Source organism: Arthrobacter senegalensis, assembly GCF_059091765.1.
Window position 1 is genome coordinate 990,445 of the sequence record NZ_JBNHGZ010000001.1, and the last position, 12,414, is coordinate 1,002,858.

Sequence of the window (12,414 nt, forward strand, 5' to 3'; positions counted from 1 at the left end):
GAAGGCCAACCCGTCATCAGGGGCTGGGCGCCGTGGCGCCCGCTGCCGGTGTCATTCTGCCGGTACGGCTACCACTACCTGGGCGGCGCGCAGTACCCGGTCGCCGGCCCGGTAGCCCAGGCGCAGGACCTGGCTGACGGTGTCCAGCTCCACCTCGGCGTCGGGCTGCTGCATCAAGGCCTCGTGGATGTTCGGGTCGAATTCGACGCCGGTCTCCTCGATGCGGGCCAGGCCGTAGGTCTTGAGCACACCGTCCAGCTTGGTGGCAATGGCCGCGAACGGTCCGTCCGCGAGATCGCCGTGCTGGCGCGCCGCGTCGATGTCGTCCAAAACGGGCAGCAGCGAGTTCAGCACGCCGATGACGGCCATCTCGCCGGCCACGGCGCGGTCGCGTTCCACCCGCTTGCGGTAGTTCACGTACTCCGCCTGCAGCCGGAGCAGGTCGTTCTTCAACTCCTCGGCCTCCTGCGACGTGGTCCCCTGGGCAACAGATTCCCCGGCCGGGACCTCGGCCCCGTTCAGGATCTGCTCCGCCTGGGCCAGCGCGTCGGCGTCGGCGCCCTGGCCGGCCGCGGGGGTTTCTCCCGCGGCCTGCCCGGCGTTCCCGGCTGCTCCCGAAGCCCCGCGGACCTGTCCGGTTTCCGGATCGATCTTGCGGTTGTCGCGGAAGTTCACCGGCTCGCTCTGGTGTTCTTCTTCGTTACCTTTTTCCGCCATGGTTACTTCTTCTCGTCTTCGTCGACCACTTCGGCGTCCACGATGTCCTCGTCGGCCGCACCGGAGCCGGCATCGGAGGCGCCGTCGCCGGCGGCCGCACCGTCACCGGCCGCGCCGGAGGACTGCGCCTGCGAGTAGATGGCCTCGCCCAGCTTGGTCTGGGATGCCTGCAGCTTCTCGAACGCGGCCTTGACCTCGTCGTCGTTGTCCTGCTTTTCCAGTGCGGACTTCAGGGCGTCAACGTCGGCCTTGACCTCGGTCTTGACCTCTTCGGGCAGCTTGTCATCGTTGTCGGCGAGCAGCTTGTCCACCGAGTAGGCCAACTGCTCGGCCGAGTTGCGGACGTCGGCGGCCTCGCGGCGCTTCTTGTCCTCCGCGGCGTGCTCTTCGGCCTCCCGCACCATGCGGTCGATGTCATCCTTGGACAGCGCGGTGCCGCCGGTGATGGTCATCGACTGCTCGGCGCCGGTGCCCTTGTCCTTGGCGGACACGTGCACAATGCCGTTGGCGTCGATGTCGAAGGTGACCTCGACCTGCGGCACGCCCCGCGGCGCCGGCGCGATGCCGGTCAGCTCGAAGGTGCCCAGCGGCTTGTTGTCGCGGGTGAATTCGCGCTCGCCCTGGAAGACCTGGATGGCCACGGAGGGCTGGTTGTCATCCGCGGTGGTGAACGTCTCGGACCGCTTGGTCGGGATCGCGGTGTTGCGCTCGATCAGCTTGGTCATCACGCCGCCCTTGGTCTCAATGCCCAGCGACAGCGGGGTGACGTCGATCAGCAGGACGTCCTTGCGCTCGCCCTTCAGGACGCCGGCCTGCAGGGCGGCGCCAACGGCCACGACCTCGTCGGGGTTCACGCCCTTGTTCGGCTCCTTGCCGCCGGCCATTTCCTTGACCAGTTCGACGACGGCGGGCATGCGGGTGGAGCCGCCGACCAGCACGATGTGGTCGATGTCGGAGACCTTGATGCCGGCTTCCGTGATCACGTCGTGGAACGGCTTCTTGGTGCGCTCGAGCAGGTCCGCGGTCAGGTCCTGGAACTTGGCCCGGCTCAGGTGCTCGTCCAGGTGCACCGGTCCCTCCGGGGTGACGGAGAGGTACTGCAGGGAGATGTTGGTGGAGGAGGCCGAGGACAGTTCCTTCTTGGCCTGCTCCGCGGCTTCCTTCAGGCGCTGCAGGGCGATCTTGTCCTTGGACAGGTCGGCGCCCTTGGACTTGGCCTGCTGCAGCAGGAAGTCGACCACCCGCTGGTCCCAGTCGTCGCCGCCGAGGCGGTTGTCGCCGGAGGTGGCGCGGACCTGGATGGTGGAGAATTCGTCCTCGTCCTTGCCGACTTCCAGCAGGGACACGTCGAACGTGCCGCCGCCGAGGTCGAAGACCAGGATCAGTTCGTCTTCCTTGCCCTTGTCGAGGCCGTAGGCCAGGGCCGCCGCGGTGGGCTCGTTGACGATGCGCAGCACGTTCAGGCCGGCAATTTCGCCGGCTTCCTTGGTGGACTGGCGCTCGGCGTCGTTGAAGTACGCCGGCACGGTGATGACCGCGTCGGTGACCTTTTCGCCCAGGTAGGACTCGGCGTCGTGCTTGAGCTTCTGCAGGATGCGGGCGGAGATTTCCTGGGCGGTGTAGTTCTTGCCGTCGATCTCCACCTTCCAGTCGGTGCCCATGTGGCGCTTGACCGAGGCGATGGTGCGCTCGATGTTGTTGACGGCCTGGCGCTTGGCGATCTCGCCGACCAGCACCTCGCCCGACTTGGAGAACGCGACGACGGACGGCGTGGTGCGGCCGCCCTCGGCGTTGGCGATGACGGTGGGTTCGCCACCCTCCAGAACTGAAACAACGGAGTTGGTGGTTCCGAGGTCGATACCTACTGCACGAGACATACGCGTGTCCTTCCTTTGCGGCCGCCGCAACGGCCTGGATTACTGTGGCGGCCCGACCCCCGGAGTATCCGGGGCGGCGCCGCGGTGGGCGGCAGCCGATGTGAGCCTTCTGCACTCAAGTTTACTCGGACGACAGGCTTTGTCAATCAAGTTGAGTGCACCGGACTCAACTTCTGCTCCGCCGGGTCCCGCGGGAGGCCCCGCCGGGACAACCCGGCCGGCCACCAGATCTTCGGTCCGAGGTCGTAGGAAAGCGCCGGGATCAGCAGCGACCGCACCAGGACCGTGTCCAGCAGGACCCCGAACGCCACGATGAACGCCAGCTGGACCAGGAACAGGATCGGGATCACCGCAAGCGCGGCGAAGGTCGCCGCCAGCACCACGCCGGCCGAGGTGATGACGCCGCCGGTGGAGCCCAGCCCCCGCAGGATGCCGGGCCGGGTGCCCAGCCGCAGGGATTCCTCGCGCACCCGGGTCATCAGGAAGATGTTGTAGTCGATGCCCAACGCCACCAGGAACACGAAGCCGAACAGCGGCACCGATGCATCCGCCCCCGGGAAGCCGAAGACATGGTTGAACACCAGCGCCGAGACCCCCAGGGCGGTGAGGTAGGACAGCGCCACGGACAGCACCAGCAGCACCGGGGCCAGGATCGAGCGCAGCAGCAGGATCAGGATGAGCAGGATGACGCCCAGCACCATCGGGGTGATCTTCAGCAGGTCGGCCTGCGCCGTCAGATTGGTATCCAGCGCCACCGCGGTGACGCCGCCGACCAGCGCGCCCGGATCGGCGCCGTCCAGCGCCCCGCGCAGGTCGGCGACGGTGCCCTCGGCGGCTTCGGAGTCCGGCACGTCCCGGAGCGTGGCATTGATCAGCACCCGGCCGTCCAGTTCCACCACCGCGTCGCCGCGGGTGTAAAACTCCGCGGACGCCACGCCCTCCTGGTTGCGGACCACATCCAGCACCTCGTCCCGTGCCGCGGCATCGGCGACGACGACGGCGGGGCTGCCGGTACCGGCGTCGAAGTGCCGGCCCAAGGCCTCCTGCCCGTCGGCGGAATCCGTCTGCACCATCACCAGCTCCGACTGCGGCACGCCGTGCGCCTGCAGTTGCAGCACGCCCAGCGCCCCGGCCACCAGGACCAGCACCGAAGCCAGCCACGTCACCCGCGGCCTGCGGGCAACCAGCCGGGCCACCTGCAGCCAGAGCCCGCGCAGGCCCTCGGTCCCGGCCACGGGGCGGTCGGGCCGCGCGCGGTGCAGGTGGTGGCCGGGACGGGGGACGATCGGCCAGAAGGCGGCGCGGCCGGCCAGCAGCAGCACGGCGGGCAGGAAGGTCAGCGCGGCCAGCACGGCGAACACGATGCCGACCGCGGCGATCGGCCCGAGGCTGCGGTTGGAGTTAAGGTCCGAGAACAGCAGGCAGAGCAGGGCCAGGATCACCGTGGCGCCGGAGGCTGCGATCGGCTCGACGGACCCCCGGTAGGCGGTTTTCATTGCCGCCCATTTCGACTCCTGCCCGCCCAGTGCCTCGCGGTAGCGGGCCGTCAGCAGCAGTGCGTAGTCGGTGGCGGCGCCGATTACCAGGATGAACAGGATCCCCTGGCTCTGCCCGCTGAGCCGGATCCAGCCTTGCAGGGCGAACCAGTACACCACGAGGATGGCCGCACAGAGGGCGAACACGGAGGTGAGCAGGACCAGGAACGGCAGCAGGACCGCGCGGTAGACCAGCAGCAGGATGACGAACACGGCGCCCAGCGCCACAGCCAGCAGGAGCCCGTCGATCCCGCCGAAGGCCTCCACCAGGTCGGCGATGAACCCGGCCGGTCCGGTCACATAGCCGGTGGCGGAAACCGGGAGTTCGGCCGCCAGCACGGCGCGGAGGCCGGCGACCACCTCGCCGGTATCCAGGTCCTCGGGCACCGGGACGATGAACTGCACCGCTTCGAAGTCTTCGGACGGAATCGGGCCGACCACCCCGGCGGCGCCACCTCCCGCAGTCCCGATAGCCTCCGACAGCTGTTCGGCCAGCGGGGCATACTCCGCCAGTTGCTGCGGCTGGAGCGGGTCGTCGAATTCGACCACGACGATGGCGGGGACCGCATCGGCATCCAGGAACCGTTCCTGCCATTCGCCCGCGGCGGTGGATTCGGCGCCGGCCGGAAGGAATCCGGCCTGGTCGTTGGTGGACACCTCGGAGAGCTTGCCGAAGGTCGGTCCGCCCAGGCCCGCGGCGGCGAGCCAGGCAACCGCCACCAGGGCGGGCAGGAGCATTCTGAGCCAACGGGCCATGGGAAACCGAGCCTTTGCAAGTCGACCGACTAAAACAAGCTCCACTATAGAGTAGTTCCACCGTAGAGATAAGTCTCGGGTGAACTATCCTTGGAGAGGTTGCCGGAGGGAGGAACGTGGCGCACAGTGAAGAGCGGCTGCTGCTGTTGCTGCAGCAGTTCGTCGTGGAGAGCGAACGCTACATCGAAGCGGTCAGCCAGCGGGACGCCCTGCACCGCACCGACCTCAACGCCCTGGCCGCGATGGTCCGGGCGGCCGCCGAGGGCCGCACGGTGACCCCGGGCAGCCTGCGGAACGAGCTGCACCTCAGCTCGCCGGCGACCACCGCGCTGGTGGACCGGCTGGACCGCTCCGGCCACGTGAAGCGGACCCGCAGCGACACCGACCGCCGCAAGGTGCACCTGGAGCTGACGGACCTGGCCCGCGCCACCGGCGGCGCCATGTTCGCGCCGCTGGCCCGAAACATCGGCCGGGTGCTCTCCGACTATCCGGCGGAAGACCGGCAGCTGCTCGCGGCGTTCCTGGCGGACATCATCGCCGCCACCGAAACCGCCTGTGCCGAGGTCGCGTCGGCCGAAGTCGCGTCGGCCGAAGTCGCATCGAACGAGCTCGCGTCGGCCGACAAATAGCGCAACATTCCGGCACGGCAGCCGCCTGCCCGCGGGGGCGCGGAGTAGTCTCCCACTATGAAGGACGAGGTCTACTCCCACGGACACCACAAAAGCGTGGTCAAAGCCCATGCCATCCGGACCGCCGAGGACTGCGCGGCCTACCTGCTGCCGGAGCTCAAGCCGGGCATGATGCTGCTGGACGTGGGCTGCGGCCCGGGCAGCATCACCGTTGATCTGGCCGAGCGGGTGGCCCCGGGACAGGTGACTGGATTGGACCGGTCCGACGATGTCCTGACCCAGGCGGCCGAACTCGCCGCCCTGCGCGGAATCGAGAACGCCACTTTCGTCGCGGGCAACATCTACGACCTCGAGTTTGATGACGACACCTTCGACGTCGTGCACGCCCACCAGGTCCTCCAGCACCTGACCGACCCGGTGTCCGCGCTCTACGAGATGCGGCGGGTGGTCAAGCCGGGCGGCATCGTGGCCGTCCGGGACGCCGACTTCCACGGCATGAGCTGGTACCCGGAACTGCCCGAACTCGACGACTGGATGGAGACCTACCAGCAGCTGGCCCGCGGCAACCGCGCCGAACCGGACGCCGGCCGGCACCTCATCGCCTGGGCGCAGGCGGCCGGTTTCCACGACATCACTCCGTCGTCGTCCAACTGGCTGTACGCCACCGAGGAGCAGCGCCGCTGGCAGGGCGAAGTCTGGTCCGAGCGGGTCCTGCATTCCGGCTACGCGGAACAGTCGCTGGAGCGGGGACTGATCGACCGGGCCGGACTGGAACGAATAGCCCGGGGATGGCTGACGTGGGCCGCTGCCCCGGATGCGTGGTTCCTGATTCCCAACGGCGAGATCCTGGCCCGCAAACCCTGATCCCGCCGGCGGGACGGAAGGACTGATATGCCCCACTACGACGTGATCATCGCCGGCGGCGGCCACAACGGCCTGGTGGCGGCCGCCTACCTTGCCCGCGCCGGGCGGAGCGTCCTCGTGCTCGAACGCGAAGACCAAGTCGGCGGCGCCGCGGTTTCGGCGGAAGTCTTCCCCGGCACCGGGGCCCGCATCTCGCGCTATTCCTACCTGGTCAGCCTGCTGCCGCGTCGCATCATCGAGGACCTGCGGCTGGACCTGCGGCTGCTGCGCCGGCGCTTCTCGTCCTACACTCCCCTGCCCGGGACCGCGGCGGGCCTGCTGGTGGACAACCAGGACCCGGACGCCACCCGCTCCTCCTTCGCCGCCGTGGGCGCGGCCACCGACTTCGAGCCCTTCACCGGGTTCTATCAGCGCACCGGCCGGCTGGCCCGGGCCCTCTGGCCCTCCGTCACCGAACCGCTGCCCCGCCGCTCCGAGGCGCGCAGCAGGGTCGGCGACGACGAGGCCTGGAACGACTTCATCGACCGGCCGATCGGCGAGGTCCTCGAGCGCAGTTTCGGCTCGGACCTGGTCCGCGGGGTGGTGCTCACCGACGCCCTGATCAGCACCTTTGCCGGCGCCCACGACGCCTCGCTGCAGCAGAACAAATGCTTCCTCTACCACGTGATCGGCGGCGGGACCGGTGACTGGGACGTGCCCGAAGGCGGCATGGGTGCGGTCAGCGCGGCGCTGGAAAAGGCGGCCCGCAGCGCCGGCGCGGAGCTGCGGACCCGGGCGCGGGTCACCTCCGTCTCCCCCGAGGGAGAGGTGACGTACGACGACGGCGGCGCGGGCGGCGTCGTCGTCTCGGCCGAACGCGTGCTCGCCAACGTCTCCCCCGCCGTGCTCAACGGGCTGCTGGCGGCCGCCGGCGCCGGGCCGGCCACCCGGCCGGAGGCGGCGCCGGAAGGCGCGCAGGCGAAGGTGAACCTTCTGCTGTCCCGGCTGCCGAAGCTGCGGGACGGCTCGGTGGCGCCCGAGGCGGCGTTCGGCGGCACCTTCCACATCAACGAGTTGTACTCGCAGCTGGAAGGGGCCGCCGCCGCAGCGGCCGCGGGCCGGGTGCCGGATCCGCTGCCCGCCGAGATCTACTGCCACTCCTTGACCGACCCGTCCATCCTCTCGCCGGAACTGCAGGCAGCCGGAGCCCACACGCTCACCGTGTTCACGCTGCAGACCCCGCACCGGCTGATCACCGAGGAGAACAACGACGCGATGCGGCAGCGGCTGCAGGACGCCGTGCTCGCCTCGCTCAATTCCGTGCTCGCCGAGCCGATCGAGGACTGCATCCTGCGCGATCAACGCGGAGAGCCGTGCATCGAAACCAAGACCACCCTGGACCTCCAGCGGGAGCTGAACCTGACCGGCGGCAGCATCTTCCACGGTCCCCTGGACTGGCCGTTCGCCGAAGACGACGAACCGCTCGACGCCCCGGCGCGGCGCTGGGGCGTGGGCACGGCGCACGAGCGGATCCTGCTCTGCGGGGCCGGCGCGCGGCGCGGCGGCGGGGTCAGCGGTCTGGGCGGCCACAACGCGGCCATGGCCGTGCTCGAGTCCCGCTGACCGAAACCCGCCGGTCCGCACCGTAGGATCATCTGGTGCAAATCTCGTTATGGCTGGCGCTGCTCGGCGCCACCCTGGTCATCAGCTTCACCCCCGGCGCCGGCGCCATCAACACCATGAGCAACTCGCTCAACGCCGGCTTCCGCCGTTCCATCTGGGGGATTTTGGGCCAGCAGGCCGCCCTGGTCGTCCACGTGGTGATCGTGGCGCTGGGCCTGGGCCTGCTGGTGTCCACGTCGCCGATGCTGTTCGCCGCCATCAAGTACGCGGGTGCGGTGTACCTGATCTACCTGGGCCTGCGGCAGTTCTTCGCCAAGCCGGCGGGCGGCGCGGAAATCGAAGAGTGGCGGCGCAACGAGCCCGCCTTCTCCATGTTCCGGCGCGGCCTCTGGGTCAACCTGCTCAACCCGAAGGCGATCGTTTTCTTCCTGGCCTTCATGCCCGGCTTCATCCGGCTGGACCAGCCCCAGCTGCAGCAGTACCTGGTCCTGATCGCCACCGTGGTGGTGGTGGACATCCTCGTGATGTGGTTCTTCTTTGCTGCCGCGGCCCGGTCCTTCCAGCGCTTCACGCGGACCACGCGCGGGCTGATGATGATGAACCGGGTCTTCGGCACGCTGTTCATCGCCGTCGGCCTCATGCTGGCGTTCCTGTAGCCCGGTTCTCATAGACTCGAAGACATGTACCGCATCATCGCCGCCAGCACCGGCTGCCCCTGCCGCCGCGGTCCCGTCCGGGGGCATCCCCCGGTCCGGGCCGCCGCCGCGACCGGATGCGGGGAAATCCGTGCGCACTAAGCCCGTACTGATCGCCGTCGACGGGCGCTCGGGGGCCGGCAAGACCACGCTGGCCGTGGAACTGGCAGCGATGCTGCGGGTCCACCGCACGGTATCGCTGTTCCATCTGGAGGACATCTACCCCGGCTGGCACGGCCTGGCCGGCGGGCAGCAGCGGTATCTGGACTCCGTGCTGCGGCCCCTGGCCGCCGGGGACAGCGCGCGCTGGACAGCCTGGGACTGGGAAGCAAACGGCGACGGCGCCTCCCGCACCACGGAGCCGGCCGACGTGGTGGTGTTCGAGGGCGTCGGTGCCGCCCATGCCGCTGCCCGCGGGCTCCTCGACGCCGTGATCTGGCTGCAGGCGCCCTCCGCCGACCGGCGCACCCGCGCCCTGTCCCGGGACGGCGCCGCGTATGAACCGTTCTGGGACGTCTGGGCGGAGCAGGAAGAGGCCTGGCTGGCCAGCGACGACGTCGCGGCGGCCGCCGACGTCGTCGTCGAATCCGGTCCCTCCGGCACCGATCCGGCGCAGGTGCTCCACGCGCTGGCCTCGGTGCCCGCCCTCGAACACGCCTTGGCCCCGGAGCGTGCCGCCCGCGAGGGCGTCCGCTTGGTCGCCGAACGCCTGGCCGCCTATCCGGACGCCGAAGACATCTACCGGCGCCTGTACGCCGGCTCCCGCCGCAGCGTCTGGCTGGACAGTTCAAATACCCGTGAATCCGCCGACCGCAACCGGATCAGCGTCCTGGCCGACGACGGCGGAGCCTTCGGCGCGTGGGCCGAACACCGCAACGGCACGACCATGGTCGGCCGGGGCAACGCCACCGCCCGGGTCCGTGGCGGTTTCTTCCGCTGGCTGGACACCGTGTGGGGACGCCGCACCGTCACCCTGCCGGCCGGGGTCCCCGGGAACTTCGCCCTGGGCTGGCTGGGCTACCTGGGCTACGGGCTCAAGCGCGAGACCGGGGGTTCGGACGTCGGTGCCGGGGTGCCGGACGGGGCGCCGGATGCCGCGCTGCTGTTCGCCGGCCGCGCCGTCGTGCTCGACCACGGGCGGCAGTGCACGTGGCTGCTCGCGTTGGCCGGCCCGTCCGCGGGGGACGACGCCGACGCCTGGCTCGCCGCTGCCGGTGCGGTGGTCAGCGGACTGTCCCCGGCCCCAGGCCCCGCCCCGGCTCCGGGCGCGCCGCCACAGGCGCCGGAATTCCGGTCCCGCGACACGCGCGAGGCCTACCTGGCCAAAATCCGGGAAGCGCAGGCGGAAATCACCGAGGGCAACACCTACGAGGTCTGCCTGACCACGGAACTGCAGGCGACTGCGGCGGAACCGCTGGATCCGTTGGACACCTACCTGGCCCTGCGCAGCCGCAACCCCGCGCCCTTTGCCAGCCTCCTGCGGTTCGGGCGGCTCACCGTGGCCAGCACGTCGCCCGAGCGGTTCCTGGGCCTGGACGCCGGTGGCCGGCTGCGGGCCGAACCGATCAAGGGCACGCGGCGCCGCCTCCCGGATCCCGACGCCGATGCCGCCGTCGTCGAGGAACTCGCCGGCAGCGCCAAGGACCGCGCCGAGAACATCATGATCGTGGACCTGCTGCGCAACGACCTGAGCCACTTTGCGGTGCCGGGCTCGCTGCAGGTCAGCCGGCTGTGCGCCATCGAGTCCTACGCGACGGTGCACCAGATGGTGTCCACGATCGACGCGCAGCTGTTGCCCGGGGCGGTGCGGGCGGAGGCCGTGGCCGCGGCTTTTCCCGCCGGATCGATGACGGGCGCCCCGAAGATCAGCACCATGGACATCCTGGATCGGCTGGAGACCGGACCGCGCGGCGTCTACTCGGGTGCCGTGGGCTACTTTTCGCTGGACGGGGCCGCGGACCTGTCCGTGGTGATCCGCACCCTCGTGATGGACGGCAACCGGTTGAGCCTGGGCGTTGGCGGCGCGATCACGGCCGATTCCGTGCCCGAAGACGAATGGGACGAGGTCCGCGCCAAGGCCTACGGGGTGCTCTCGGCGCTCGGGGCAACGTTTCCGGAGTAACGCAGTCCACCGCGGCGCACCCGCGGCCGGACTTCAAGCGGCAGATCCTGGCGGCGTTCACGGAGGGCAACAAGCACCGCCCCGAGCGGGGCCCGGTTACTGCAGCGTGGCCGTCAGCCTGGCCACGTTGTCCACGTAGCGCTGCCAGCGGGGCCGCTGCCTCCACTCCTCGAGCGTGAGCTCCCGGGAAATGACCCGATAGCTGTCCTGGATCTCCGAGACCTGCTCAACGATGTGGTCCCCGAGCATCATGACGGAGACCTCCATGTTCAGGGAGAAGGAGCGCATGTCCATGTTGCTGGAGCCGATGACCGCGACCTCATCGTCCACGGTGAAGTGCTTGGCGTGCAGCACCAGCGGCTTCGGGTAGCGGTAGATCCGCACGCCGGCCTCCAGCAGCGCCTGATAGTAGGACTGCTGGGCGTGATGGACCAGCAGCTGGTCGCCGCGTTCGGATACGAACAATTCGACCTCGACGCCGCGCTGGGCCGCCGTCGTAATGGCATAGAGCAGCGAGTCATCCGGCACGAAGTACGGGCTGCAGATGGACAGCCGCTCCACCGCCGCGTAGATGAGCGTGTTGAACAAGCGCAGGTTGTTCTCGGTTGCGAAGCCGGGGCCGCTGGGCAGGGCCTGGCAGGTCATGGGGCCGGGCTCGCGGAAGGGGGCCGGGGTGAACAGCTCGCCTTCGAGCGTGTCGTCGGTTTCGCTGGACCAGTCGGTGGCGAAAACAACGTTCAGCGCCGTGACGATGGGCCCTTCGTAGCGCGCCATCAGTTCCACCCATTTGCGGCCGATTTTATGGCTGGACGTACGGCGGTAGCCGGGTTCGATCAGGTTCTGCGACCCGGTGAACGCCACCCGGCCGTCCACCACCAGGATCTTGCGGTGGTTTCGCAGGTCGATCCGGCGCCACTGGCCGCGGACCGGCAGCACGGGCAGCATGCGGCGCCAGTCGATGTCGGTGGTCTCGAGCCAGCGGCGGAACTTGCGGTAGCCGGCGACGCGGAGGGTGCCGATGTGGTCGAACAGCAGGCGCACGCGGACACCCCGGGCGGCGGCTTCTTCCAGGGCGGTGAAGAGCTTGCCGGTGGTTTCGTCGCGGCTCATGATGTAGAACTCGATGTTCACGAACTCACGCGCCTCGCGCACGGCCTCGGTCATCGCGTCAATGGACTCGTCGTAGTCCGGATACAGCTCCACGTGGTTGCTGTCCACCATGGGGAAGGCGCCGAGCCGCCGGTTCAACTCTGCAGCCGAGTGCACCCAGGCCGGGGCTTCCTGCTCGCTGGTCGGCTCCTTGAGGTTGCGGGTGGCGGCCCACACCCGGCCGTTGATCTCCGACTGCTTGGCGATCCGGCGCTCCGAGAGGCGGTACCGGCCGAACATGAAGAAGAGCAGCAGCCCGATCAGCGGGATGAAGAAGATGGCCAGCAGCCAGGCCATGGCGGTATTGGGGCGGCGGTTCCCGGGAATCACGCCCAGGGCGATGACGCGGATGGCCATATCCATGACGCCCAGAATCACGACGGCCCACTCGGGGAATGTGCCCAGCCCCGCAAACGACCACAGCACGCGGCTGTTCCTCCCCTCCCGCCGTGTGCCGGCGCAATCCTC

Annotated in this window: 9 protein-coding genes; 5 read left to right on the forward strand and 4 right to left on the reverse strand. The window is 69.5% G+C overall.

Annotation, left to right across the window (positions count from 1 at the left end):
- Positions 1–51: 51 nt before the first annotated feature.
- The 3 genes from AC5RVG_RS04655 to AC5RVG_RS04665 form a co-directional block, all read right to left on the reverse strand.
- On the reverse strand, positions 52–717 hold the full coding sequence (locus AC5RVG_RS04655; protein ID WP_494012881.1) for a nucleotide exchange factor GrpE: 666 nt from the start codon (positions 715–717) through the stop codon (positions 52–54).
- A gap of 2 nt (positions 718–719) precedes the next feature.
- Entirely contained in the window at positions 720–2,594 is a 1,875-nt protein-coding gene (gene dnaK, locus AC5RVG_RS04660; RefSeq protein WP_494012882.1) for a molecular chaperone DnaK, read from the reverse strand.
- 146 nt (positions 2,595–2,740) lie between these two features.
- Positions 2,741–4,885 (reverse strand): MMPL family transporter, encoded by a 2,145-nt coding sequence (locus tag AC5RVG_RS04665; protein ID WP_494012883.1) that lies wholly within the window; start codon positions 4,883–4,885, stop codon positions 2,741–2,743.
- 116 nt (positions 4,886–5,001) lie between these two features.
- Between AC5RVG_RS04665 and AC5RVG_RS04670 the strand changes: the two genes are divergently transcribed.
- The 5 genes from AC5RVG_RS04670 to pabB all read left to right on the forward strand — a co-directional run bounded on the left by AC5RVG_RS04670 (position 5,002) and on the right by pabB (position 10,797).
- Positions 5,002–5,514, forward strand: coding sequence for a MarR family winged helix-turn-helix transcriptional regulator (locus tag AC5RVG_RS04670; RefSeq protein WP_494012884.1), 513 nt, complete (start codon positions 5,002–5,004; stop codon positions 5,512–5,514).
- A 57-nt stretch (positions 5,515–5,571) separates the two neighbouring features.
- A complete protein-coding gene (locus AC5RVG_RS04675) occupies positions 5,572–6,378 on the forward strand; it encodes a class I SAM-dependent methyltransferase (RefSeq protein WP_494012885.1) in 807 nt (268 codons plus the stop codon).
- Between the two features lie 27 nt (positions 6,379–6,405).
- The gene (locus tag AC5RVG_RS04680; protein ID WP_494012886.1) at positions 6,406–7,980 is read left to right on the forward strand and encodes a phytoene desaturase family protein; all 1,575 of its coding nucleotides are present in this window, start codon (positions 6,406–6,408) and stop codon (positions 7,978–7,980) included.
- Positions 7,981–8,015: 35 nt separating this feature from the next.
- The gene (locus AC5RVG_RS04685; RefSeq protein ID WP_494012887.1) at positions 8,016–8,636 is read left to right on the forward strand and encodes a LysE family transporter; all 621 of its coding nucleotides are present in this window, start codon (positions 8,016–8,018) and stop codon (positions 8,634–8,636) included.
- Between the two features lie 130 nt (positions 8,637–8,766).
- The gene (gene pabB / locus AC5RVG_RS04690; RefSeq protein WP_494012888.1) at positions 8,767–10,797 is read left to right on the forward strand and encodes an aminodeoxychorismate synthase component I; all 2,031 of its coding nucleotides are present in this window, start codon (positions 8,767–8,769) and stop codon (positions 10,795–10,797) included.
- Between the two features lie 96 nt (positions 10,798–10,893).
- On the opposite strand, the gene cls is transcribed toward pabB, so the two are convergent.
- Positions 10,894–12,372, reverse strand: coding sequence for a cardiolipin synthase (gene cls / locus AC5RVG_RS04695; RefSeq protein WP_494012889.1), 1,479 nt, complete (start codon positions 12,370–12,372; stop codon positions 10,894–10,896).
- Positions 12,373–12,414: the final 42 nt, after the last annotated feature.

Excerpts from the sequence above, each read along its gene's own strand:
- AC5RVG_RS04675 (WP_494012885.1), top strand. The coding sequence starts at position 5,572 with ATGAAGGACGAGGTCTACTCCCACGGACACCACAAAAGCGTGGTCAAA.
- AC5RVG_RS04680 (WP_494012886.1), top strand. The coding sequence starts at position 6,406 with ATGCCCCACTACGACGTGATCATCGCCGGCGGCGGCCACAACGGCCTG.
- AC5RVG_RS04655 (WP_494012881.1), bottom strand. The coding sequence starts at position 717 with ATGGCGGAAAAAGGTAACGAAGAAGAACACCAGAGCGAGCCGGTGAAC.
- dnaK (WP_494012882.1), bottom strand. The coding sequence starts at position 2,594 with ATGTCTCGTGCAGTAGGTATCGACCTCGGAACCACCAACTCCGTTGTT.
- AC5RVG_RS04665 (WP_494012883.1), bottom strand. The coding sequence starts at position 4,885 with ATGGCCCGTTGGCTCAGAATGCTCCTGCCCGCCCTGGTGGCGGTTGCC.